The sequence below is a fragment of the Leifsonia sp. RCC_180 genome (assembly GCF_058138205.1).
The window spans coordinates 879,227-903,985 of sequence record NZ_CP200340.1 but is presented as its reverse complement, the minus strand read 5'-3'; the positions used below and the strand labels follow the sequence as shown (position 1 = coordinate 903,985).

The 24,759-nt window shown below is 69.5% G+C and carries 22 protein-coding genes; 16 read left to right on the top strand and 6 right to left on the bottom strand.

Annotated features, from left to right (window positions below):
• Positions 1 to 5: 5 nt before the first annotated feature.
• The 16 genes from AB7E03_RS04480 to AB7E03_RS04405 all read left to right on the top strand — a co-directional run bounded on the left by AB7E03_RS04480 (position 6) and on the right by AB7E03_RS04405 (position 16,592).
• Positions 6 to 770 carry a DUF4129 domain-containing protein gene (locus AB7E03_RS04480; RefSeq protein WP_489939688.1) on the top strand — a complete coding sequence of 255 codons (765 nt, stop codon included), beginning with the start codon at positions 6 to 8 and terminating at the stop codon, positions 768 to 770.
• Positions 767 to 1,351: a hypothetical protein gene (locus tag AB7E03_RS04475; RefSeq protein ID WP_489939686.1), complete on the top strand. Its 585-nt coding sequence runs from the start codon at positions 767 to 769 to the stop codon at positions 1,349 to 1,351. Before AB7E03_RS04480 ends, AB7E03_RS04475 begins: the two co-directional genes overlap by 4 nt.
• Positions 1,341 to 2,366, top strand: coding sequence for an AAA family ATPase (locus tag AB7E03_RS04470; protein ID WP_489939684.1), 1,026 nt, complete (start codon positions 1,341 to 1,343; stop codon positions 2,364 to 2,366). Before AB7E03_RS04475 ends, AB7E03_RS04470 begins: the two co-directional genes overlap by 11 nt.
• Before the next feature lie 58 nt (positions 2,367 to 2,424).
• On the top strand, positions 2,425 to 3,846 hold the full coding sequence (locus AB7E03_RS04465) for a DUF58 domain-containing protein (RefSeq protein ID WP_489939682.1): 1,422 nt from the start codon (positions 2,425 to 2,427) through the stop codon (positions 3,844 to 3,846).
• Positions 3,843 to 4,370: a hypothetical protein gene (locus AB7E03_RS04460; RefSeq protein ID WP_489939680.1), complete on the top strand. Its 528-nt coding sequence runs from the start codon at positions 3,843 to 3,845 to the stop codon at positions 4,368 to 4,370. Before AB7E03_RS04465 ends, AB7E03_RS04460 begins: the two co-directional genes overlap by 4 nt.
• 156 nt (positions 4,371 to 4,526) lie before the next feature.
• Positions 4,527 to 7,439, top strand: a complete 2,913-nt coding sequence (uvrA, locus tag AB7E03_RS04455; RefSeq protein WP_489939678.1) for an excinuclease ABC subunit UvrA — start codon at positions 4,527 to 4,529, stop codon at positions 7,437 to 7,439.
• An 8-nt stretch (positions 7,440 to 7,447) separates the two neighbouring features.
• Positions 7,448 to 9,511, top strand: coding sequence for an excinuclease ABC subunit UvrC (gene uvrC / locus AB7E03_RS04450; protein ID WP_489939676.1), 2,064 nt, complete (start codon positions 7,448 to 7,450; stop codon positions 9,509 to 9,511).
• A gap of 34 nt (positions 9,512 to 9,545) precedes the next feature.
• On the top strand, positions 9,546 to 10,439 hold the full coding sequence (rapZ, locus tag AB7E03_RS04445) for an RNase adapter RapZ (protein WP_441782110.1): 894 nt from the start codon (positions 9,546 to 9,548) through the stop codon (positions 10,437 to 10,439).
• A 55-nt stretch (positions 10,440 to 10,494) separates the two neighbouring features.
• Positions 10,495 to 11,475, top strand: coding sequence for a DNA-binding protein WhiA (gene whiA / locus AB7E03_RS04440; RefSeq protein WP_441782111.1), 981 nt, complete (start codon positions 10,495 to 10,497; stop codon positions 11,473 to 11,475).
• Between the two features lie 120 nt (positions 11,476 to 11,595).
• Positions 11,596 to 12,222: a superoxide dismutase gene (locus AB7E03_RS04435; protein WP_441782112.1), complete on the top strand. Its 627-nt coding sequence runs from the start codon at positions 11,596 to 11,598 to the stop codon at positions 12,220 to 12,222.
• Between the two features lie 103 nt (positions 12,223 to 12,325).
• Entirely contained in the window at positions 12,326 to 13,330 is a 1,005-nt protein-coding gene (gene gap / locus AB7E03_RS04430) for a type I glyceraldehyde-3-phosphate dehydrogenase (protein ID WP_489939673.1), read from the top strand.
• A 15-nt stretch (positions 13,331 to 13,345) separates the two neighbouring features.
• On the top strand, positions 13,346 to 14,563 hold the full coding sequence (locus AB7E03_RS04425) for a phosphoglycerate kinase (protein ID WP_441782114.1): 1,218 nt from the start codon (positions 13,346 to 13,348) through the stop codon (positions 14,561 to 14,563).
• Positions 14,551 to 15,354: a triose-phosphate isomerase gene (gene tpiA / locus AB7E03_RS04420; protein ID WP_489939671.1), complete on the top strand. Its 804-nt coding sequence runs from the start codon at positions 14,551 to 14,553 to the stop codon at positions 15,352 to 15,354. Before AB7E03_RS04425 ends, tpiA begins: the two co-directional genes overlap by 13 nt.
• A gap of 70 nt (positions 15,355 to 15,424) precedes the next feature.
• The gene (gene secG, locus AB7E03_RS04415; RefSeq protein ID WP_018191139.1) at positions 15,425 to 15,670 is read left to right on the top strand and encodes a preprotein translocase subunit SecG; all 246 of its coding nucleotides are present in this window, start codon (positions 15,425 to 15,427) and stop codon (positions 15,668 to 15,670) included.
• A 26-nt stretch (positions 15,671 to 15,696) separates the two neighbouring features.
• A complete protein-coding gene (locus AB7E03_RS04410) occupies positions 15,697 to 16,062 on the top strand; it encodes an RNA polymerase-binding protein RbpA (protein ID WP_441782116.1) in 366 nt (121 codons plus the stop codon).
• 158 nt (positions 16,063 to 16,220) lie between these two features.
• Entirely contained in the window at positions 16,221 to 16,592 is a 372-nt protein-coding gene (locus AB7E03_RS04405) for a hypothetical protein (RefSeq protein WP_489939668.1), read from the top strand.
• Here AB7E03_RS04405 and pgl read toward each other — a convergent pair.
• The 6 genes from pgl to tkt are packed head-to-tail and all read right to left on the bottom strand — an operon-like array spanning position 16,573 to position 24,730.
• Positions 16,573 to 17,343, bottom strand: coding sequence for a 6-phosphogluconolactonase (pgl, locus tag AB7E03_RS04400; RefSeq protein ID WP_489939666.1), 771 nt, complete (start codon positions 17,341 to 17,343; stop codon positions 16,573 to 16,575). The genes AB7E03_RS04405 and pgl overlap by 20 nt on opposite strands.
• Positions 17,340 to 18,305: a glucose-6-phosphate dehydrogenase assembly protein OpcA gene (locus tag AB7E03_RS04395; RefSeq protein ID WP_489939664.1), complete on the bottom strand. Its 966-nt coding sequence runs from the start codon at positions 18,303 to 18,305 to the stop codon at positions 17,340 to 17,342. Before AB7E03_RS04395 ends, pgl begins: the two co-directional genes overlap by 4 nt.
• Entirely contained in the window at positions 18,302 to 19,843 is a 1,542-nt protein-coding gene (zwf, locus tag AB7E03_RS04390; RefSeq protein WP_441782120.1) for a glucose-6-phosphate dehydrogenase, read from the bottom strand. Before zwf ends, AB7E03_RS04395 begins: the two co-directional genes overlap by 4 nt.
• Positions 19,844 to 19,869: 26 nt before the next feature.
• Positions 19,870 to 21,480 (bottom strand): glucose-6-phosphate isomerase, encoded by a 1,611-nt coding sequence (locus AB7E03_RS04385; RefSeq protein WP_489939662.1) that lies wholly within the window; start codon positions 21,478 to 21,480, stop codon positions 19,870 to 19,872.
• A complete protein-coding gene (gene tal, locus AB7E03_RS04380) occupies positions 21,477 to 22,607 on the bottom strand; it encodes a transaldolase (RefSeq protein ID WP_489939660.1) in 1,131 nt (376 codons plus the stop codon). Before tal ends, AB7E03_RS04385 begins: the two co-directional genes overlap by 4 nt.
• Positions 22,608 to 22,636: 29 nt before the next feature.
• Positions 22,637 to 24,730, bottom strand: coding sequence for a transketolase (gene tkt, locus AB7E03_RS04375; protein ID WP_489939658.1), 2,094 nt, complete (start codon positions 24,728 to 24,730; stop codon positions 22,637 to 22,639).
• Between the last annotated feature and the right edge of the window lie 29 nt (positions 24,731 to 24,759).

The window sequence follows — 24,759 nt, the reverse complement described above, 5'->3', positions numbered from 1 at the left end:
GCAGAGTGGCAGCGAAGGCGACGGGACCGCGGCGGTGGACGCTCGCCGTGTGCGTCGCACTGGTCGGGGCGGCGCTGATCGCGGTGGCATTCCAGGGCGCACCGCAGTTCAGCGGGCCCCGCGTGTTCCTGCCGCCTGGGCCCGTCCGCACCGGCGAGCCGGGTCAGCAGACCACGGGCACGCCGGAACCGCAGCGGACCATCCACGAGGTGCGACTGGACCTCTCGTGGATCCTCGTGGCCCTGATCGTTCTCGCCGTGATCATCGCGTTGGCGGTGATCTGGCGACTGCGCCGCCGCAGGAGTGCGCCGCCCACGCTCCCGCCGCTGGGGGTCGTCACCGGAGTCGAGGCGTCAAGCGCGCCGTCGGCGTCCGACCCGGATCCGGAACCTGAGCCGGAGCAGGTCCGGCGCGGACTCGACCGCGCGGCGGAGGTGCTCGCAGAGCCCCGTGAGCCGCGCGACGCGGTCGAACGCGCCTGGGTGGGGCTCGAAGAGGGTGCCGCTGACTCCGGGGTCCGCCGTCTCCCGGCCGAGACACCCGCCGAATTCGCCGCCAGGGTCGTCGCTCGCGTCGCCGCAGACCGGGATGCGGCCGGGCGCCTTCTCGCGCTGTACCAGCGAGCGCGCTTCAGTAGCGCGCCGGTCACACCGGGCGACGTCGAGTCCGCGCGCGAGGCTGTGGACGCGCTCCGCGCCTCCTGGAACGCCGGCGGCCGTGCGAGCTCCGCGCGGGGAGCGGGCAGCGAGCCGCGCGGGGGTCACCGATGACCGGCCGCCGGCTGCCGCCCGGCATGCTGCGCCGCCTCATCCTCAGCGCCGTGCTCGGCATCGCGCTCGGCGCTGTGGCCTGGTACGTCGGGATGGACGCCCCGCACGCGATCGGGCTGGGAGCGGTCGTCTTCGCTTTCTCGGCCTGCCTCTCCGCTCTCGGGGAGGCGGTCGACCTGAGCTGGCCGCTTCCGCCACCCCCGCTGCGGCCGGGTGCCAGAAGGGATGTCGTCCAGCTGGGCTGGTCCTTGAGCTCGCGCGGTGGCCGCGCATCGCCGGAAGGGATCCGCGCCCTCCGCCTGGTCGCCGAACGCGCCCTGCAGCTGCGCGGGCTCGATCTGGAGGACCGCTCCGCCGACGCGCACCTGGAGGCGATCCTCGGCGCCGACCTGCTCGCGCTGCTACGGCGCGGATCAGCCGTCCAGCCGCCGCGCACGGCGCAGGTAGCTGCGGCCCTCGACCGTCTGGAGGCGTTCGTCCGCGACGACGACGCGCCGACCCGCGCGACGGTACCGAACCGCCCCCCAGCACCGCCCCATCCAACCGCCCCGACCCCTGAGGAGACGCCCCGTGCCCGCTGACCCCCGCACCGCATCCGCACCGCCCCTTCCGCTCGCGGACGTGGCGCGCCTCGGCGCCGACGTCCTCGACCGGGTGGGGAGCGTCGTCGTGGGGATGCGCGAACCGCTGCGGATCGCGTTCGCGACCATCCTCGCGGGCGGGCACGTGCTTTTCGAGGACGTCCCCGGTCTCGGCAAGACGCTCGCAGCACGCAGCATCGCCGCGGCCGTCGGCCTTGACTTCCGCCGCCTGCAGTGCACGCCCGACCTGCTCCCGTCGGACATCACGGGTTCGTTCGTGTACGTGCCGAGCACCTCCGACTTCGAGTTCCGGCCGGGGCCGGTTTTCACGGGGCTGTTCCTCGCGGACGAGATCAACCGCACCTCGCCGAAGACCCAGTCGGCGCTGCTGGAGGCGATGGCGGAGGGGCAGGTGTCGGTCGAGGGCCGCAGCTTCCCGCTGCCGTCGCCCTTCCACGTCGTCGCGACGGCGAACCCGATCGAGTCAGAGGGCACGTACGCGCTGCCGGAGGCCCAGCTCGACCGGTTCATGGTCCGGCTGAGCGTCGGCTACCCCGACGAGGCAGGGGAGGCGCGGGTGCTGCTGGCGCGCGTGGCCCGGCGGCACGAGGTGGCGACGGTGGAGCCGGTGATCGACGCCGAGACGCTGGCCGCCATGCAGGCTGGTGTGGAGGCCGTGGATGTCGATCCCGACATCGCCGAGTACTGCGTCCGGCTGGCTGCGGCCACCCGACGGCACAAATCGGTCGACGTGGGCGCGTCCCCCCGCGGTTCCCAGGGGCTGCTCCTGGTCGCGCGGGCGCTGGCCGTGCTCGCCGGGCGCGACTTCGTCATCCCCGACGACATCAAGGCGGTCGCCGTCCCGGTGCTGGCGCACCGCCTCACGCTGACCGTGCAGGCGTGGACCAGCGGGGTGCGCGCCGAGGAGATCGTCACCGAGGTGGTCAACACGGTGCCAGGACCGCCCGCCGTCGGGGCGGCGCAGCGTGCCGGCGACGAGACGGCCGCCCGATGAACCAGCGGTCGGTGAGGCGGCAACCGGTGAGCCTGCAACCGGCGCACCAGGCACGACGATGACACTCCGCACGAGCACGACGACGCGGACCGCGTGGATGCTCAGCCCGGCTCTCGCCGCGGCCGTCGTGGTCGGCGCCATCGGAGTCGTCGCGGGGTTCGTGATGTCGCGGCTGGAGCCGGCCCTCGTCGGCGCGCCGCTGCTCCTCGCGGCCGCCCTGGCGTGGGATCGCCGACCAGGCCGTGACCGCGAAGATCCCGCGGCGGGCGACGCGGTCGCGGTGGCTGCCGAGGTGGCCTCCGACGGCGCCGTGCACAGCGACCGCGGTGTCGACGCGCTGACGGTCGCGGTGGCTGCCGAGGTGGCCTCCGACGGCGCCGTGCACAGCGACCGCGGTGTCGACGCGCTGACGGTCGAGGTGCGGGCGACCGCGACACAGCATCCCGACGCCCTGCAGGTGCGGCTGACGCTCGGGACGGCCGCCCCGGTGGATGCGGTGCTCACGCCGCGCGCAGCGGCGAAACTCGCCAGCGAGGTCCCGGTGGTGCACTCCGGCCGGCAGCGGGTCGCCGCCGTCGAGGTGCGGGCGGTTGGCGCGGATGCCGTCTGGGCCGGAGAGCCGGGGGAGGAGGCGGCGGTGGAGCGCGTGGTGCGCCCGGGAACCGTGCCGATCCGGAGCATCCCCCTCCCGAGCCGTCTGCTCGGTCTGACCGGTCAGCACGTCTCGACGCGACCGGGCGAGGGCGGCGAGTTCCGCGACATCGACGAGTTCCATCCCGGTGACCGGCTGCGTCGCATCGACTGGCGGGCGACCGCGCGCGCCGGGCGGGCGGGGGAGCTGTACGTGCGCCGCACCACCGCGACGTCGGACGCCGCCGTGCACCTCGTCGTCGACGCCCGCGACGATCTCAGCGCTGTCGTGGCCGACTGGTCCCGCGCCTACCCGCGGCCGGCGGTCTCTTCGCTCGACCTGGCGCGCGAGGCGGCGTCCTCGCTCGCCGTGGCGTATGCGGCGGCCGGCGACCGGGTGGGGTTCGACGATCTGGGGCAGTCGAGGCGCGTCCTCCCTCCGCGTGCGGGCGCTCGTCATCGGGAGCGCGTGCTCCGGGCGATCGAGCTGACCGCAGCGGACAACAGGGCATATCACCGAGTCCGGGCGCCGCGGCTTTCGCCGGGTTCTCTCGCCGTGATGCTCTCGACCTTCCTCGACGACCAGGCGCTGACGCTCGCGCTCACCTGGCGGGCGGCGGGGCACCGCGTGATCGCCGTGGACGTCCTCCCTGCTCGCGATGCGCGCGACCTGCCCAGGCGCGACCTCCTGGCGCTGAGGACCATAGAGCTGGAGCGGCGCCTCCGGCTCGACCAGCTGCAGGCCGGGGGAGTGGAGCTGCTCGCGTGGGATGATGCGGCCGCTCGGCAGGGCGCCCTGCGGGCGCTGGCCTCGGCGCCGGCCCGGGCCTCGGCGAGGGCGCGGCGATGAGCGCGCGGCCGGAGTTCGGGGGACCGCCCGTCCTCGACGTCGTCACCGTTCCGGGCTGGTCGCTGCGCGTTCTCTTCGTCGCGATCGCCCTTCCGCTGGTCCTGGTGGGGGTTCCGGGGGGCCCGTGGACGGCGATCGCGGCGCTCCTCGTCGGCGTGGCCGTCTGGCGACCGCGGTGGCTCACCGCCTGGGTGCTGCTCGGCGTGCTGGTGCTGTCGTCCCTGATCGAACCGGGCACGGCGAGTCCGCGGCTGCTCGCGCTGATCGCTGGGGCGCACGCCCTGCACCTCGTCGCCGCGTGGACGCTGGTGGTTCCGGCTGCGGCTCGGCTGCAACCCGCGGTGCTCCTGCCGTCGCTGCGCCGTTTCGTGCTCATCCAGGTGCCCGTTCAGGGGGCCGCCGTCCTGCTTCTGATATTCGGTGGCGGGACGGGCGAGCCGGTCTTCGCGGTCGTGTCGGGACTTGCGCTCGTGGCGCTGGTGGGAATGCTCCTCCCGGCGCTGCTCCGGCGGTCACCACGGTGACGGGGTTCGAATGTCGGTGGTCGAGCCTAGACTCGCGGCTGCATGGGTGAACCGTGTCCATCCGGTAGAATCGAACACACGTTCGATCTAGTGGACGAGGTGCGCGGTGGGCGAACAGCCCCGATTTCCCAGCACGGATGGCGGAGAATAGAGCGAGTGAGCAGCGGGCGAGTGAACAGCGAGACGGGAAACATCAGCAGAGTGACGGGGTCGCACCTCAGCGTGCGCGGAGCACGCGTGCACAACCTCCACAACGTCGACCTCGAGATCCCGCGCGACTCGATGGTCGTCTTCACCGGCCTGTCCGGATCGGGCAAGTCGTCGCTCGCGTTCGACACGATCTTCGCCGAGGGGCAGCGGCGCTACGTCGAGTCCCTCTCGGCGTATGCGCGCCAGTTCCTCGGCCAGGTCGACCGGCCGGATGTGGACTTCATCGAGGGCCTGAGCCCCGCCGTCTCGATCGACCAGAAGTCCACCAACCGCAACCCGCGGTCGACCGTGGGCACGATCACCGAGATCTACGACTACATGCGACTGCTGTGGGCCCGCATCGGGGTTCCGCACTGTCCTATCTGCGGTGAGCGCATCCAGCGCCAGACGGTGCAGCAGATCGCGGACCAGCTTATGGAGCTGGAGCCGGGCACCCGGTACATGGTCGTGAGCCCCGTGGTCTCGCAGAAGAAGGGCGAGTTCGTCGACCTCTTCAAGGAGCTCGCCGCGAGCGGCTACTCGCGTGCGCTCGTCGACGGTGAGCAGATCCAGCTCGCCGACCCGCCCACCCTGAAGAAGCAGTACAAGCACGACATCTCGGTCGTCGTCGACCGTCTCGTCGCCGGTCCCGACATCCTCGGCCGCCTCACCGACTCCCTCGAGACCGCGCTCCGGCTCACCGACGGCCTCGTCCAGGTCAACTACGTCGACCGCGAGGGCACCGCGGCGTGGCAGAACTTCAGCGAGAAGCTCTCCTGCCCGAACGGCCACCCGATCCAGCTGACCGAGATCGAGCCGCGGACCTTCTCGTTCAACGCGCCGTTCGGCGCCTGCCCGGAGTGCTCGGGCCTCGGCACCCGCATGTCGGTGGATGACGAACTCCTGCTCGGCGACGACACGCTCAGCATCGCCGAAGGTGTCATCGTGCCGTGGACCACCCAGGGCAAGGGACTCTTCAACTACTACGAGAAGCTGCTCGACGGCCTCGCGCGCGACCTGAAGTTCTCGCTGAAGACGCCGTGGAAGAAGCTGCCGGACAACGTCAAGGACGCGGTGCTCCACGGCGACAACTTCGAAGTCAAGGTGAAGTGGAAGAACCGCTACGGCCGTGAGATGTCGTACACCTCCGGCTTCGAGGGCGTTGTGCCGTACATCGAGCGCCAGTACCTCCAGGCCGAGACCGACACGCAGCGCGCCCGCTGGGCCGAGTACCTGCGCGAGGTGCCCTGCCCGGTCTGCGGTGGCAAGCGGCTCAAGCCCGAGGTGCTCGCGGTGCTCGTGCACGGCAAGAGCATCGCGGACGCGTCGCAGCTGAGCCTCAGCGACGCCCGCACGTTCATGGAGAAGCTGCACCTGACCGAGCGCGAGCAGAAGATCGGCGCGCAGGTGCTGCGCGAGATCAAGATCCGCCTCGACTTCCTCATCCAGGTAGGCCTCAGCTACCTCGACCTGGCCCGCGCGGCCGGCACCCTGTCCGGCGGCGAGGCGCAGCGCATCCGCTTGGCGACGCAGATCGGTTCGGGCCTCACCGGAGTGCTCTACGTGCTCGACGAGCCGAGCATCGGCCTGCACCAGCGCGACAACCGCCGGCTCATCGACACGCTCGTCGCCCTCCGCGACCTCGGCAACACGCTGATCGTCGTCGAGCACGACGAGGACACCATCCGCACCGCCGACTGGATCGTCGACATCGGCCCGGGCGCAGGAGTCAACGGCGGGCATGTCGTCCACTCGGGCTCGTACGACGACCTGCTCACGAATACCGATTCGCTGACCGGCGACTACCTGGCCGGCCGTCGCGAGATCGCGCTCCCCACCAAGCGGCGCAAGGTCGACAAGAAGCGAATGATCCGCGTCGTGGATGCGGAGGCCAACAACCTGAAGAAGGTCACGGTCGACTTCCCCCTCGGCACGTTCGTCGCGGTCACCGGCGTCTCCGGCTCCGGCAAGTCGTCGCTCGTGAACGACATCCTGTACCGGGTGATGGCGAACAAGCTCAACGGCGCCCGGAAGGTGCCCGGAAAGCACCGCACCGTGACCGGACTCGAGAACCTGGACAAGGTCGTGCACGTCGACCAGGCCCCGATCGGGCGGACGCCCCGGTCGAACCCTGCGACCTACACGGGCGTGTTCGATCGCATCCGCAACCTGTTCGCCGAGACGCTGGAGGCGAAGGCTCGCGGATACCTCCCCGGCCGGTTCAGCTTCAACGTCAAGGGCGGGCGCTGCGAGGCGTGCTCGGGTGACGGCACGATCAAGATCGAGATGAACTTCCTGCCCGACGTGTACGTCGCGTGTGAGGTGTGCGGGGGAGCGCGGTACAACCGCGACACCCTTTCCGTGCACTACAAGGGCAAGAACATCGCCGAGGTGCTCGACATGCCGATCAGCGAGGCGGCGGAGTTCTTCCGGCCGATCTCGGCCATCCACCGCTACCTGCAGACGCTGGTGGATGTGGGGCTCGGCTACGTCCGGCTCGGCCAGAGTGCGACCACCCTCTCGGGTGGGGAGGCCCAGCGCGTGAAGCTCGCGACCGAGCTGCAGCGCCGGTCCAACGGCCGCAGCGTCTACGTGCTCGACGAGCCGACCACCGGTCTGCACTTCGAGGATGTCCGCAAGCTCCTGCTGGTCCTCAACGGATTGCTCGACAAGGGCAACACGGTGATCGTCATCGAGCACAACCTCGACGTCATCAAGTCGGCCGACTGGATCATCGACATGGGTCCGGAGGGCGGCGCCGGCGGCGGCGAAGTCATCGCGACCGGGACTCCGGAGAAGGTCGCCGAGACACCGGGCAGCCACACCGGCTTCTTCCTCAAGGAGATGCTCCAGGGCGAGTCGGCTCGGGGCGCCGCGTAAGACGCGCCGTGGCAGACACCGTCAGCTACCGGCCGAAGGCCGGCGAGATCCCGACGCAGCCGGGCGTGTACCGGTTCCGCGACAAGAACCGGCGCGTGCTCTACGTCGGCAAGGCGAAGAACCTCCGCGCCCGGCTGAGCAACTACTTCCAGCCGCTGCGGAGCCTCCACGAGCGCACCCGCCGCATGGTCACGACCGCGTCGAGCGTCGAGTGGACGGTGGTCGGCACCGAGTACGAGGCGCTCCAGCTCGAGTACACCTGGATCAAAGAGTTCAATCCGCCGTTCAACGTCAAGTTCCGCGACGACAAGACGTACCCGTACCTCGCGGTGACCCTCGGCGACCGCATCCCGCGGGTCATGATCACGCGTAACCGCAACCTGAAGGACGCGCGCTACTTCGGCCCGTACACGAAGGTGTGGGCCATTCGCGAGACCGTCGACCTGATGCTGAAGGCGTTCCCGATGCGCAGCTGCTCGGACGGCGTCTACAAGCGCGCGGAGCAGACCGGCCGCCCCTGCCTGCTGGGCGACATCGGCAAGTGCGCGGCGCCGTGCGTCGGCCGCATCTCGCCGGAGGATCACAAATCGCTCGCCATCGACTTCGCCTCGTTCATGGCCGGCAACGACACCGGCTACCTCCGCGATCTGAACGAGAAGATGAAGCAGGCCGCCAGCACGATGGACTACGAGTCCGCAGCGCGGCACCGGGATGCCATCCAGGCACTGGAGGGCGCGCTCGGCAAGAGCGCGGTCGTCCTGACCGAGAACATCGACGCGGACGTGTTCGGCATCGCCCACGACGAGCTCGCTGCGGCCGTGCAGCAGTTCATCGTGCGCGGCGGCCGCGTCCGCGGTGTCCGCAGCTGGGTGGTCGACAAGGAGCTCGACATGGAGCTCGGCGAGCTGGTCGAGACGGTCGTCCAGAACGCCTACGACGGCCCCGACGCCCCGCCGCGCGAGATCCTCGTCCCCGAGCTGCCGGAAGACACGGCGGAGCTGGAGCAGTGGCTCACGCAGCGGCGCCGCGAGACGCCCGATCCGTCCGCCCCGCGTGGCCGGCACACCGGCCGGGTCGAATTGCGGACAGCGCAGCGCGGCGAGAAGGCCGCGCTCGCGCAGACCGTCTCGATGAACGCAAAGAACGCGCTCATCCTGTACAAGACCCGCCGCAGTTCCGACTTCGTGGCGCGCTCCCAGGCGCTGAACGACATCCAGGACGCCCTCGGGATGCCGGACGCGCCCCTGCGGATGGAGTGCTACGACGTCTCCCACCTGAGCGGCACGAACATCGTCGCGTCGATGGTCGTCTTCGAGGACGGCCTGCCCCGCAAGGACCAGTACCGCCGCTTCAGCATCCCGGAGTCCACGGACGACACGGAGTCGATCTACCAGGTGATCTCGCGCCGGCTGGCGTACCTGAAGGACGACTCGTCGCCGGATGCCGCGACCGACGCCGCGGCGGACATGGCTGCGGAGGACACCGCGCTGGACGCCGAGGGCGCCGCAGGCGCCGACGAGGTGGTGGAGGCGGCGGCCGAACGCCGTCGCCGCAAGTTCTCGTACCCGCCGAACCTTCTGCTCGTCGACGGTGGCCAGCCGCAGGTCGCCGCCGCGAAGCGGGCGCTCGACGAGTCGGGCGTGACCGGAATCCAGCTCGCCGGCATCGCGAAGCGCCTCGAGGAGATCTGGCTGCCCGACTCCGACTTCCCGGTGATCCTGCCGCGCAACAGCGACGCGCTGTTCCTCATCCAGCGCCTCCGCGATGAGGCGCACCGCTTCGCCATCACGTACCAGCGTGCGCGCCGGAAGCGCGACATCGGCACGGTGCTGGGCGAGATCCCGGGCCTCGGCCCGTCGCGGGTGAAGGTGCTGCTCAAGCACTTCGGATCGGTGGCCCAACTGCGAAAGGCGACTCCTGAGGAGATCGCCGAGGTGCGCGGGGTCGGCCCGACCCTCGCCACGGCCATCTTCGAGCGGCTGGCGGAGGGTGTCGGGAGAGACAGCGCAACGGACAGAGCAACCGACAGCGCAGGTGAGCAGAGCGGCCAGGCGTCCGGGGTCAGTCGCTAGGCTGGACGTACACCGACACGGAGGAGACCGGACGATGGCCACCGACGACGACACTGTCGCAAGCGGGGAGCAACAGGAAGTACTCATCGTCACCGGGATGTCGGGCGCCGGCCGTTCGACGGTCGCCAACGCGCTGGAGGACCTCGACTGGTACGTGGTCGACAACCTCCCGCCGCAGATGCTGCGCCCGCTGATCGAGCTCGCCAACCGGGCGGAGTCCGGGCTGCCGCGCATCGCGGCGGTGGTCGACGTGCGGGGCCGCAACTTCTTCGTCGACCTGCGCGACATGATCCAGAGCCTCCGTGAGGGCACCAAAGTGCGGGTGCTCTTCCTGGAGGCGTCGGATGCGGTGCTCGTGCGCCGCTTCGAGCAGGTGCGCCGGCCGCACCCTCTGCAGGGCGACGGGACGATCCTCGACGGGATCTCCGCCGAGCGCACCCGCCTCCGGGAGATCCGCGAGGCGAGCGACATCATCGTCGACACGACCGATCTGAACATCCACCAGCTGGCGACGAACATCACCGACACGTTCGCGGCGGAGGATGCGGCAGACGTCCAGGTCACGGTGATGAGCTTCGGTTTCAAGTACGGTCTGCCTGCCGACGCGGACCTGGTCGCCGACGCGCGGTTCCTCCCGAACCCGTTCTGGAACCCCGAATTGCGGCCGCACACGGGTCTCGAAGAGGTCGTGCGCGACTACGTCCTGGCGCAGGACGGCGCCGCCGAGTTCATCCAGGGGTACATCGCGGCGCTGCGCCCGATCATGACCGGCTACCAGCGCGAGAACAAACGGCACGCCATGATCGCGATAGGCTGCACTGGCGGAAAACACCGGTCCGTCGCGATTGCGGAAGAGCTCGCGGCGCGGTTGCGCAGTTTCCCCGGTCTTGCGGTCAACACCAAGCACCGCGACCTCGGCCGTGAATGATCACGGCCTTTCCCTCCACGGCACCACCCCCGCCTTGAGACAGTAAGGAATCCGATTGGCTCTCACCTCCGACGTCAAGGACGAGCTCACGAAGGTCGAGGTCAGCAAGACCACGGTCCGAGCAGCAGAGCTGGCGACCATCCTCCGGTTCTCGGGCGGCCTGCACCTCATCGGCGGCCGGATCGCGGTGGAGAGCGAGCTCGACACCCCGGAGCTCGCACGCCGGGTCCGGAAGGACCTGGCAGAGCTCTACGGCGTCCGGTCCGAGGTGTCCGTCATCTCCGCTTCCGGCCTGCGCCGCAGCAGCCAGTATCTGGTTCGCGTGCTCGACGGCGGCGAGACGCTCGCCCGGCAGACCGGCCTTCTGGATGCGCGCCGCCGGCCGATCCGCGGCCTCCCGAACCGGCTCACCACGGGTTCGCGCGACGAGCTCGCCGCCGTCTGGCGCGGAGCGTTCCTCGCGCACGGATCGCTGACCGATCCCGGGCGATCCGCGGCGCTCGAGATCACCTGCCCCGGCAATGAGGCCGCGATGGCCCTGGTCGGTGCGGCCGGCCGGATCGGCATCTCCGCGAAGGCCCGCGAGGTCCGCGGCGTGCACCGCGTCGTCATCCGGGATGGCGAGGCGATCAGCGCGATGCTCGTGGCCATGGGCGCCCTCCAGACCGTCACGAACTGGGAAGAGCTCCGTCAGCGCCGCGAAGTGCGCGCCAACGCCAACCGCCTGGTCAACTTCGACGACGCCAACCTGCGCCGGTCCGCCCAGGCCGCCGTCGCCGCCTGCGCCCGCGTCGAGCGCGCCCTCGAGATCCTCGGCCCCGATGTGCCGAAGCACCTGCGCTACGCGGGTGAGCTGCGGCTCGCGCACCGCGACTCCAGCCTCGACGAGCTCGGACATCACGCCGACCCGCCCATGACGAAGGATGCCGTGGCCGGCCGCATCCGCCGGCTCCTGGCCATGGCGGACAAGCGGGCGAGCGACCTGGGCATCCCCGGCACAGAGGCGAGCCTCCCCGCGGATCTGGACGAGGTGTAGCTTTCCCGGTGTACGTTCGACACGGGACTTGAGGCCGTCAGGAAGCATCCGACGGCCGCTCGGGTTGCTCTCAGTAGACTCGAGAAGTCGCTCGAATCACAACAACAGTGGAGATGAGTAATGGCTGACTACACGCTGCCGGACCTTCCGTACGACTACTCGGCCCTGGAGCCGAACATCAGCGGCCGGATCATGGAACTGCACCACGACAAGCACCACAAGACGTATGTGGACGGGGCCAACACCGCTCTCGCGAAGCTGGCCGAGGCCCGCGACGCCGACGACCTGACCTACGTCAACAAGCTCGAGAAGGACCTGGCGTTCAACCTCGCCGGTCACGTCAACCACACCGTGTTCTGGAACAACCTCTCCCCGGACGGCGGCGACAAGCCGGTCGGTGAGCTGGCCGCCGCGATCGACGAGTTCTTCGGCTCGTTCGACAAGTTCCGCGCCCACTTCACGGCGTCGGCTCTCGGCATCCAGGGCTCCGGCTGGTCGATCCTCGCGTGGGATTCGCTCGGCCAGAAGCTCATCATCGAGCAGCTCTACGACCACCAGGGCAACCTCGCCGCGGCGACCGTGCCGCTCCTCATGCTCGACATGTGGGAGCACGCCTTCTACCTCGACTACGTCAACGTCAAGGCCGACTACGTCAAGGCGTTCTGGAACATCACGAACTGGTCCGACGTCAATGACCGCTTCATCCGGACGCGCGAGAAGACCGCGGGTCTGCTGCTACTGTCGTAGGCGGGCTGGCGTCCCGGGAGGGAGCCTCCCGGGACGCCGCCGTCCGCACACAACACCTGACAAAGCGCGCCCTTCGGCGCCCATCGAGTAACTGGAGACATCTGTGTCCGTAAAGATCGGAATCAACGGGTTCGGTCGCATTGGTCGTAACTACCTGCGCGCGGCCCTTGCGAAGGGCAGCGAGCTCGAGATCGTCGCGGTGAACGACCTCACCGACAACAAGACGCTCGCGCACCTGCTCAAGTACGACTCCATCACGGGCCGTCTCGACGCCACCGTCGAGCTGGATGGCGACAATATCGTCGTCAACGGCAAGCCCATCAAGGTGCTCGCCGAGCGCGACCCCGCCAACCTCGGCTGGGGCGACCTGGGCGTCGACATCGTCATCGAGTCCACCGGTCGCTTCACCAAGGCCGACGACGCGCGCAAGCACATCGCGGCAGGCGCCAAGAAGGTCATCATCTCGGCTCCGGCGACCGGCGAGGACGCCACGTTCGTCATGGGCGTGAACGAGCACCTGTACGACCCCGCGTCGCACAACATCATCTCGAACGCTTCCTGCACGACGAACTGCCTCGCGCCGCTCGCCAAGGTGTTCAACGACGAGTTCGGCATCGAGCGCGGTCTGATGACCACGGTCCACGCCTACACCGCCGATCAGAATCTGCAGGACGGCCCGCACTCCGACCTCCGTCGTGCCCGCGCTGCCGCGATCAACATCGTCCCGACCTCCACCGGCGCCGCGAAGGCCATCGGCCTCGTGCTCCCGGAGCTCAAGGGCAAGCTCGACGGCTTCGCGCTGCGCGTCCCGGTGCCCACCGGCTCGATCACCGACCTCACGGTCACCGCCTCGCGCCCGGTCACGGTCGACGAGGTCAAGGCGGCCTACAAGAAGGCGGCCGAGGGCCCCCTCAAGGGCATCCTGAAGTACACCGAGGACGAGATCGTCTCCAGCGACATCGTCTCCGACCCGCACTCCTCGATCTTCGACTCCGGTCTGCTGCGCATCCTCGGCGACCAGGTGAAGCTCTCGAGCTGGTACGACAACGAGTGGGGCTACTCCAACCGTCTCGTCGACCTGACCGAGTACGTCGCCGAGCGTCTCTGACCCCGGGGAACCGACGTGACGCTCCGCACTCTCGACTCACTCGGTTCGCTCGCCGGCAAGCGTGTCGTCGTCCGCTGTGATCTCAACGTGCCCCTTGAGGGCTCGAAGATCACGGACGACGGACGCGTGCGGGCGTCGATCCCGACCCTCAACGCCCTGATCAATCAGGGTGCGAAGGTGGTCGTCGTCTCACACCTGGGTCGCCCTGACGGCGCACCCGACGCCAAGTACAGCTTGGCGCCGGTCGCGCAGCGGCTCTCCGAGCTCCTCGGCGCGCCGGTGACCTTCGCCAAGGACACCGTCGGCGGCGGCGCGAAGGAGGCCGTGGACGGCCTGAAGGACGGCGACGTGGCGCTCCTGGAGAACCTCCGGTTCAACCCGGGGGAGACCTCCAAGGACGACGCGGAGCGGAAGGCGTTCGCCGAGAAGCTCGCGGCGTTCGGTGACGCGTTCGTGTCCGACGGCTTCGGCGTCGTGCACCGCAAGCAGGCGAGCGTCTACGAGCTCGCGCAGCTGCTGCCGAGCGCGGCGGGCACACTGATCCAGGCCGAGCTCGAGGTGCTCGACCGGTTGACCGAGAACCCGGAGCGGCCGTACGCGGTCGTCCTCGGCGGATCGAAGGTCTCCGACAAGCTGGGCGTCATCGGGCACCTGCTGCCGAAGGTCAACTCGCTGCTCATCGGCGGCGGGATGCTGTTCACCTTCCTCGCGGCGAAGGGCCTGAAGGTCGGCTCTAGCCTGCTCGAGGCCGACCAGATCGAGACCGTGAAAGGCTACCTCGCCACGGCGGAGGAGCTCGGGGTCGAGATCGTGCTTCCCCGTGATGTCGTGGTGGCCTCGAAGTTCGGCGCCGACGCGGAGCACGCCGTGCGGCCGATCGACGCCATCGAGGACACCGACTGGGGCGACAAGGGTCTCGGCCTCGACATCGGCCCGGAGACCGCTGAACTCTTCTCGGAGTACGTCCGGGGCGCGCGCACCGTCTTCTGGAACGGCCCGATGGGCGTGTTCGAGCTGGCGCCGTTCGCCGCCGGCACGAAGGCGGTCGCGCAGGCGCTGACCGAGGTCGACGGCCTGAGCGTCGTCGGCGGAGGCGACTCCGCCGCGGCCGTCCGCGCGCTCGGCTTCCGTGACGACCAGTTCGGTCACATCTCGACGGGCGGAGGCGCCAGCCTCGAGTTCCTCGAAGGCAAGCGTCTCCCCGGTCTGGAGGTCCTCGGATGGCAGCAGTGAGCCCCTCGGTGCGGCGTGTGCCGCTCATCGCCGGCAACTGGAAGATGAACCTGGACCACCTCCAGGCGATCGCTTTCGTGCAGAAGCTGGCGTGGACGTTGAAGGACGCCGGGCACGACTACTCCGCGGTCGAGGTGGCGGTCTTCCCGCCGTTCACCGACCTGCGCAGCGTCCAGACGCTGATCTCGGCCGACAAGCTCCCGCTCGCCTTCGGCGGGCAGGACGTGTCGGAGCACGAGTCCGGCGCCTACACCGGCGAGATCTCGGCCGCGTTCCTCGAGGCGCTGGAGTCGCGCTACGTGATCATCGGGCACTCGGAGCGGCGCACGCTGCACGGCGAGACCGACGAGCAGGTGGCCGGCAAGGTGGCGGCTTCTCTGAAGCACAACATCGCGCCCATCATCTGCGTCGGAGAGACGGCGGAAGACCTGGAGACCCACGGCGCGAGCGCCGTGCCGGTCGCGCAGCTGCGTGCCGCGCTCTCGAAGGTCGACTCCGCGGCCGACTTCGTCGTCGCGTACGAGCCGGTCTGGGCCATCGGCTCCGGCCAGGCCGCGACTCCCGAGCAGGCCGAGCAGGTCGCTGCTGCGCTGCGCGCGGTGATCGTGGAGCTGCTCGGCGAGGACGTGGCGGCGAAGACGCGCATCCTCTACGGCGGGTCGGTGAAGTCGGGCAACATCGCCTCCTTCATGCGCGAGCCCAACGTGGACGGCGCCCTGGTCGGCGGAGCGAGCTTGGATGTGAACGAGTTCGCCGCGATCGTCCGCTATCAGAAGCACGTCGGTCTCTGACCGGGTCGCAAGTTATACTGGACGTTGGTCTTACCCGGGCGGAGCCCGGACGCTTCCCGAAAGGTACCCCGTGCTGATTCTCCAGGTCGTCCTGCAGGTGCTGCTGGGCATCACCAGCCTGCTGCTGACGCTGCTCATCCTGCTGCACAAGGGCCGTGGTGGCGGCCTGTCCGACATGTTCGGCGGCGGAGTCACCTCCAATCTCGGTGCGTCCGGTGTGGCCGAGCGCAACCTCAACCGCATCACGGTGATCCTCGGGCTGATCTGGATCACCTGCATCGTGGTGCTCGGTCTGATCACCAAGTTCAGCGCGTAAGCGCACACTGAAGAAGGAGAGACTGCATGGCTTCCGGAGGCAGTGCAATTCGTGGCTCGCGCGTCGGCGCGGGCCCCATGGGCGAGCAGGACCGCGGATTCCACGCGGACCGCGTCGCGGTGTCTTACTGGGACGCTCTCGGCAACGAGACCGTGCGGTACTTCGCGGCGAATCTTCCTGAGGAAGAGATCCCCGACATCATCGACTCGCCGTCGTCCGGCCTTCCCGCCGGCCGCGACAAGGAGAACCCGCCGTCGGTCGCCAAGACGGAGCCCTACAAGACGCACCTCGCGTACGTGAAGGAGCGCCGCAGCGAGGAGGAGGCCGAGCAGCTGCTCGACGACGCCCTCAACCAGCTGCGCGCGCGCAGGGGCCGACCCACCACCAACTGACGCGTCGCGTCGAACAGGCCGTCCACCTCTCCGGGTGGGCGGCCTTTTCGCGCGGCTGCCGGGCTACACTGCGTCCCAGACGAGAGGGGCCAGCGATGCGCGGGTCGCCACAGGAACCACAAGGCTTTCCAGGAGCGCTCGGAGAGACGGTCACCCGGGTGAGCCTGCTCGCCCTCCTCGAGGAAGCGGTGGTCGCCGCTGACCGCGCGGAACAGGTTCTCACCCGGGCCGAAGACGGCGCGCCGCCCACGGCCGCCGACGCACGCCTCGCCCTTCACCTGCGCATCCGATTCGCCGAACTGCAGCGCTGGGTCGACGATCTGGAGCTCTCGGGCCGTGACGCGGAGGTCCGGGACGAGACGGCGCGGTTGCTGGCGTTCTACCTGCACTTGCTGACGCATGCGTTCGACCGCCGCATCGCCGAAGCAGGGCGCGACCGGCTGGCGATCCGCAGTCGCGGACCACTCACCGGCGCGCCCTGCGCGCGCCTGACGACGCTTCGGGAGCGGGTCAGTAGCTGGGTGCGATGAGGTTCTCGGGCACGTCGACCGAGGCTTCCTTGTCCACGAAGAACACGGTGCGCTTGCGGCCCTTGGCGCCTGCCACCGGAACCTCGGTGAAGCTCGCGCCGGCGAGGGCGAGCCCGAGAGCGCTCGCCTTGTCGCTGCCCGCCAGCACGAGCCAGATCCGGTCGGATGCGTTCAGCACCGGGCGGGTGAGGCTCAGGCGCGCCGGCGGAGGCTTGGGCGACTCACGCTCGGCGATCACCGTCTTCTCCGTCTCGCGGATGCCGGCGCGGTCCGGGAACAGCGAGGCGATGTGTCCGTCCGGTCCCACGCCGAGGAAGGTGATGTCGAACTTCGGGAACGGCGCGCCGTCGGTGCCGAACGCCTCCAGCTCGGCCGCGTACAGGCGAGCGGCCCCGTCGATGTCCGAGACCTCGTCCGACGACGGGAACGGGTGGATGTTCTCCGGAGGAACCGCGATGTGGTCGAGCAGGGCCTCCCGGGCCTGGCGCTCGTTGCGGTCCGGGTCGTCCCGCGGCACGAACCGCTCGTCGCCCCACCAGAAATGCACCCTCGACCAGTCGATGGTGTCGCGGGCGGGGGAGGAGTTGACCGCCTCCAGCACCGCGATGCCCATCGTGCCCCCGGTCAGCGCGATGTTGGCGCGGCCGAGATCGTCGAGGATGTCGATCGTCTTGGTGAGGAAGCGCGCGGCGACCGACGCCGTCAGGGCCTCCTTGTCCGGGTGGACGAGCACCCGCCGTTCGTTCGTCATGCCCTGGCGCCTGCTCCTTCGTCAGAGGTCTCCAGCAGTGCGAGACCCTTCGTGATCACCTCACCGTAGAGGTCGTCCGGGTCCAGCCTACGCAGTTCCTCGGCCAGGCAGTCCCGCAGGTTGCGGCGTGGCAGGGAGAGGTCGTGGGTGGGCTGGCCCGGCTGCGACAAGCGGGCGACGTTGGGGATCTCGCGCTGGAGCTCGATGTCGCCGGTGGCGCGCGACATCTTGACGCCGTGGATGCCGCCGGAGCCGATCGCGCGCGAGGCGAGGTCGTACTGCACGGGCACCTGCAGCTGCAGACGCAGCCACGCGGCGAGGAGCAGGGTCGAGGGGGAGTCGGATGCGCCGGCCACGTCGACGGCCGTGATCGGCTCGTACGGCGGCTGGTCGAGCACGGCGGCGAGCTGCGCCCGCCACAGGGTGAGCCGCGTCCAGGCGAAGTCCGTATCGCCGGGGGCGTACGTCTTCCCCAGGTGGAACAGGAACTCCTGCGGGTTCAGCTGAGCCGAGGCGTCCGTGATCCGCCGGGTCGCGATGCGACCCAGGGGAGAGGCGGACGCCTTCTCAGGCGCGATCCCCGGCCACCAGACGACGACGGGAGCGTCGGGCAGGAGCAGGCCGGTGACCAGTCCCTCCTCGTCGCTCGCCGTCTCGCCGTAGGCGCGGAGGACGATGACCTCGCTCGCGCCGGCATCGCCGCCGACCCGGATCTGGGCGTCGAGGCGGGCCTCGCCGCCCTTGTGCTCGCGGTCCTCCTCGGTGGACACCACGATGACGCGCATCGGGTGCTCGCGGGAGGCGTCGTTGGCGGCCTCGATGGCCTCCTCCTCCTGCCCGAGGTGGGTAGCGATGATCAGCGTGAGCACGCGCCCGAGGGCGACGGCGCCGCCCTCTTCGCGGATCTTGACCAGCGCCTTCGAGATGTTGCTGACGGTCGTCGCGGGAAGGTCGACGATCATGGACGCCTCCAGACCCGGCCGTCGCGCTCAAGGAGCTCGTCGGCCGATTTCGGGCCCCAGGTTCCGGGGCGGTACTGCTCGGGCTGGCCCTGCGTGGCCCAGAAGTCCTCGATCGGGTCGAGGATCTTCCAGGAGAGCTCGACCTCCTCGTGGCGGGGGAACAGCGGCGGGTCGCCGAGCAGCACATCCAGGATGAGCCGCTCGTACGCCTCGGGGCTCGCCTCGGTGAAGGCGTGCCCGTAGCCGAAGTCCATGCTCACGTCGCGCACCTGCATGCCGGCGCCCGGGACCTTCGAGCCGAAGCGGATGGTCACACCCTCGTCGGGCTGCACGCGGATGACGAGCGCGTTCTGGCCGAGCGCGCTGGTCTGCGACTCCGCGAAGAGCTGCTGCGGCGCGCGCTTGAAGACGACGGCGATCTCGGTGACGCGTCGGCCGAGGCGCTTGCCCGCGCGGAGATAGAACGGGACGCCGGCCCAGCGGCGGGTGCCGATCTCCAGCTTGATCGCGGCGTAGGTCTCGGTGGTGGACTGGGGATTCATCCCGTCCTCCTCGAGGAAGCCGACGACCTTCTCGCCGCCCTGCCAGCCGCTGCCGTACTGTCCGCGGGCCGTCGACTTCGCGAGGTCCTTGGGCAGGCGGACGGCGGCGAGCACCTTCTCCTTCTCGGCGCGCAGGTCTGCGGCGTTGAACGAGATGGGCTCCTCCATCGCGGTGAGGGCGAGGAGCTGCAGCAGGTGGTTCTGGATGACGTCGCGCGCCGCTCCGATGCCGTCGTAGTAGCCGGCACGGCCGCCCACTCCGATGTCCTCGGCCATGGTGATCTGCACGTGGTCGACGTAGTTGGCGTTCCAGATCGGCTCGTACAGCTCGTTGGCGAAGCGCAGCGCCAGGATGTTCTGGACCGTCTCTTTGCCGAGGTAGTGGTCGATGCGGAACACCGAGTCCGGCGGGAAGACCGTCTCGACCACGGCGTTCAGCTCGCGCGCCGACTGCAGGTCGTGACCGAACGGCTTCTCGATGACGACGCGCCGCCAGCCCTCGCCGGACTGGTCGGCGAGACCGGACCGCTTGAGCTGCTCGGTGACGATCGGGAACGCCTTCGGCGGGATCGACAGGTAGAACGCGTGGTTCCCCATCGTGCCGCGTTCGGCATCCAGGTCTTCGACCGTCTGCTTCAGGCGCTGGAACGCGTCGTCGTCGTCGAACTCCCCGGGAACGAAGCGGATGCCCTGCGCGAGCTGCTGCCACACGTCATCGTCGAACGGCGTGCGTGCGTACTGCTTGACCGCGTCGTAGACGACCTTCTCGAAGTCCTGGTCCTCCCAGTCCCGTCGAGCGAACCCGACGAGGGAGAACCCGGGCGGCAGGAGGCCGCGGTTCGCGAGGTCGTACACCGCGGGCATCAGCTTCTTGCGGGACAGGTCGCCCGTCACTCCGAAGATGATGAGGCTGCTGGGCCCCGCGATGCGATTGAGACGACGGTCGGAGGGCAACCGCAACGGGTTGAACTCCGGGGTGATCTCCACCGGTGACAAGTGACTGTTCTCCTTTATCGACGGCTTCAGTTGACGGTCTCGAACAGCGAGACGACATCCGCCTCGGGGTTCGTGAGGGTCAACGTGAGCACCGGGCGGCCGTGCTCGCCGAGGACGCTGGCGTCGCCGGCGGCCTGAGCCTGGATGAGCTGCCCGAAGGTGAAGGGACGGCCGGGGATCTCGAGGTCCTCCGAAGGCGTCGCGGTGAGCTGCAGGAACACGCCCACAGCCGGGCCGCCCTTGTGGAACTGACCGGTGGAGTGCAGGAACCGCGGACCCCAGCCGAAGGTGACCGGACGGCCGGCCTTCGCGGCCAGCAGGTCGCGGATGCCCGCGAGCTGGGGGAGGGCGAGCCGGTCGACGTAGGCCTGCACCGCGACGTAGCCGTCGGGGCCGAGCTGCGCGAGGAGCGCGTCCACGGCCGCGTCGAGCGTGGTCGCCGCACCGAGGAACGAACCGGTCGTGCGCACCTCGATGCCGCCCGCGGTGAACGCGGGGGCGACGGGCTCCGGACGGTTGTCCAGCAGCGAGCGGGCGGCGACCTTGGCGGCCTCCACGTCGGGCTGGTCGAACGGGTTGATGCCGAGCAGGCGACCAGCGACCGCGACGGCGTACTCCCACACGATGAGCTGCGCGCCGAGGCTGCCCGAGACGAGGATCTCGCCCTCGTGGCGGTCCGCCGGGAACAGATGGTGGGCCTCGGCGTTGGCGACGAGACGCACGACCTGCAGGTCGGCCGGCTTCGACTCGAGCTCGGGGGCGAGCTTGTCGAGCACGACGGGGAGGAGCCCCGTGCCGTTCTTTCCGGTGGACTCGGCGATCAGCTGCTCGGCCCAGTCGGCGAAGCCGACGATGTGCGTCCCGTCGGCGACGATGCCCAGCTTGTCCTTCAGCGGGCTCGTGCCGGCGATGGCGGCGCCGAGCACGAGGCCCGGGTTCTGCTCGTTGTCGACCGCGAGCTCGATCTGCGTGGCGTCCGCCTCGTCGAGCAGAGCGTCGAGGTCGACTCCGGCGAGACCGGAGGGGACCAGGCCGAACGCGGTCAGCGCCGAGTAGCGTCCGCCGACGTTCGGGTCGGCGTTGAAGACGCGATAGCCGGCCTCGCGCGCCGACTGGTCAAGCGGCGAGCCCGGGTCGGTGACGACGACGATGCGCTCGCGCGGGTCGATGCCGGCATCCTGGAACCACTTCTCGTATACCCGGCGCTGGCTGTCCGTCTCGAGCGTCGAGCCCGACTTGGAGGAGACGACCAGCGCAGTGGCCTGCAGACGGTCGCGGAGCGCCGAGAGCACCTGGCCCGGGTCGGTCGAGTCGAGCACGGTCAGCTCGGCCTCGTCCGTCCGGGTGATGACCTCCGGCGCGAGCGACGAGCCGCCCATGCCTGCAAGGGCGATGTGGTTCACGCCCTTGGCGCGGAGCTCGTCGCGCAGGGCGACGATCTCCGGAACCAGGGGACGGGAGATGGCGACCGCTTCGGTCCAGCCGAGGCGCTTGCTCGCCTCGGGCTCGGCCTCCGGACCCCAGAGGGCCGGCTCCTGCGCCGCGATACCGGACGCCACCCTGTCGGCGACGAGCTGCGGAACGACGGTGCGGACGGCCTCGGCGGCCGGGCCCGTGACGTGGATGCGGAACGTCACTTGGCTGCTCCCTCGAGGGCGTTCTTCACGGTCTCGACGAGCTCGCCCCACGACACGACGAACTTGTCGACGCCCTCGCGCTCGAGGGTCTCGGTGACATCGTCGTAGGAGATGCCGAGGTCGGCCAGCTTGTTGAGCACGTCGTTCGACTCGGCGTAGGTGCCGGTGACCGTGTCGCCGGTGATGTTGCCGTGGTCGAAGGTCGCGTCGAGCGTCTTCTCGGGCATGGTGTTGACCACGTTCGGGGCGACGAGCGCCTCGACGTAGAGGGTGTCGGGCAGGCTCGGGTCCTTCACACCGGTGGAGGCCCACAGCGGGCGCTGCTCGTTCGCTCCGGCCTCGACCAGGAGCTTGGCGCGCTCGGTGGCGAACTGCTGCTCGTACACCTCGTAGGCGAGGCGTGCGTTGGCGATGCCGGCCTTGCTCTTGAGGCCCTCGGCCTCGTCGGTGCCGATGGCGCTGAGGCGCTTGTCCACCTCGGTGTCGACGCGGGAGACGAAGAACGAGGCGACCGAGTGGATGCCGGACAGGTCGATGCCCGCCTCCTTGGCCTTCTCGAGACCCGTGAGGTACGCGTTGATGACCTCGCGGTAGCGCTCCAGGCTGAAGATCAGGGTCACGTTGACGCTGATGCCGGCGGCGATCGTCTCGGTGATCGCCTCCAGGCCCTCGGCGGTCGCGGGGATCTTGATCATGACGTTGGGCTTCTGGATCTTGTCCGAGAGCTTCTTGGCCGCCTCGATGGTGGCCTTGGTGTCGCGGGCGAGCCCCGGGGCGACCTCGATGGACACGCGACCGTCGACGCCGTTCGAGCGCTCGAAGACCTCGTGGAAGATGTCGCTTGCGTTGGCGACGTCGTCGGTGGTGATCTCGAAGATCGCGTCGTCCACGCTCACGCCGGCGGCGGCGAGCTGGCGGACCTGCTCGTCGTACGCCTCGCCCTTGGAGAGGGCGGCCGCGAAGATCGTCGGGTTGGTGGTCACGCCGACCACGTTCTTCTGGGCGATGAGGTCGACCAGGCTCCCGGAGTTGATGCGCTCACGCGAGAGGTCGTCCAGCCAGATGCTGACGCCGGCAGCCGACAGGGCTGCGGTGGGGGTGTCGGTGGTGGAAGTGGTGTCGGTCATTTTCTCTTATCTCCTCTTGTGCTCAGCGGTCAGAGCGACGCGAGCGATTCCTTGGCGGCGGACACGGCGTGCTCGGTGGTCATACCGAACTCGCGGAACAGCGTCTTGTAGTCGGCCGACGCACCGAAGTGCTCGATCGACACGCTGCGGCCGTGGTCGCCGACGATCTTGTCCCAGGCGAGCGCCAGGCCGGCCTCGATGGAGACGCGGGCCTTGATGTCGCTGGGGAGCACCTTCTCGCGGTACTCGGCGGGCTGCTCGGCGAACCATTCGAGGCTCGGAGCGGAGACGACGCGGGCGTTGATTCCTTCGCCGCGCAGCTCCTCGCGGGCTTCGAGGGCGATCTGCACCTCGGAGCCGGTGGCGATGAAGATCACGTCGGGCGTGCCGCCCGGCGCCTCGGCCAGGATGTACGCGCCCTTCGACACGTTCTTGGCCGACGCGAGGGTGTCGCCCTCGGCGTCGCCCTCGCCGCGCTCGAACACCGGGATGTTCTGGCGGGTCAGCGCGATGCCGGCCGGGCCGTTGCGGCGCTCGAGGATGGTCTTCCAGGCATAGGCGACCTCGTTGGCATCGCCCGGGCGGACGACCGCGAGGTTCGGGATGGCGCGGAGCGTCGAGAGCTGCTCGATCGGCTGGTGCGTCGGGCCGTCCTCACCGAGGGCGACCGAGTCGTGCGTCCAGACGAAGATCGACGGCACCTGCATGAGAGAGGCGAGACGGATCGCGGGGCGCTGGTAGTCGCTGAAGATCAGGAAGGTGCCGCCGAACGGACGCGTCGGTCCGTGAAGCACGATTCCGTTGAGGATCGCGGCCATCGCGTGCTCGCGGATGCCGAAGTGCAGCACTCGGCCGTACGGGTTGCCGGTCCACTCGTGCGTCGACCGCTCGGCCGGCACGAAGGAGGCGGCGCCCTCGATGGTGGTGTTGTTCGACTCGGCCAGGTCGGCGGAGCCACCCCACAGCTCGGGCATGACGCCGGCGATCGCGTTGATCACCTTGCCGCTCGCGGCGCGGGTGGAGACGTCCTTGCCGGGCTCGAACACCGGGAGCGCACTCTCGAGCTCCTCCGGGACCGCGCCCGAGAGCAGACGGTCGAGCAGCTGCTTGCGCTCGGGGTTCGCCTCGGCCCAGGCGTCGAAGCCCTTCTGCCATTCGGCGTGCTCCTCGGCACCCCGCTCGATCGCCTTGCGGGTGTGCTCGATGACCTCGTCGGCGACCTCGAAGGTCTGGTCGGGGTCGAAGCCGAGCACCTCCTTGACGGCGCGCAGCTCGTCGGCGCCGAGGGCCGATCCGTGGATCTTGCCGGTGTTCTGCTTCTTCGGCGACGGCCAGCCGATGATCGTCTTCAGGACGATGAGCGACGGCTTGTCGGTCACCTCCTGGGCGTTGACGATGGCCTGGTGCAGCTCCTGCACGTCCTCCTCGTAGACGCCCGTCTTCTTCCAGTCGACGACCTGGACGTGCCAGTGGTACGCCTCGTAGCGCGCCTTGACGTCCTCCGTGAAGGCGATGTCGGTGTCGTCCTCGATGGAGATCTGGTTGCTGTCATAGATCGCGATCAGGTTGCCGAGTTCCTGGTGGCCGGCGAGCGACGACGCCTCGGAGCTGATGCCCTCCTCGAGGTCGCCGTCGGAGGCGATCACGTACACGTGGTGGTCGAACGGGCTGGTGCCGGGAGCGGCATCCGGGTCGAAGAGCCCGCGCTCGAAACGCTGCGCATATGCAAAACCGACGGCGGAGGAGATGCCCTGACCGAGTGGTCCGGTGGTGATCTCCACGCCGTCGGTGTGTCCGAACTCCGGGTGGCCGGGGGTGAGGGAGCCCCAGGTGCGGAGCGCCTTGAGGTCGTCGAGCTCGAGCCCGTAGCCGCCCAGATACAGCTGGACGTACTGGGTCAGCGAGGAGTGGCCCGCCGAGAGGATGAAGCGGTCGCGCCCCAGCCAGTGCTGGTCGCGCGGGTCGCGGCGCATCACCTTCTGGAAGAGCAGGTAGGCGGCGGGGGCGAGGCTCATGGCGGTGCCGGGATGCCCGTTGCCCACCTTCTCCACCGCGTCGGCCGCGAGGACGCGAGCCGTGTCTACTGCCTTGTTGTCAATGGGATCCCACTGCAGTGCTGCCACGTGAAAACTGACCCTTCGTAGAAATGGTG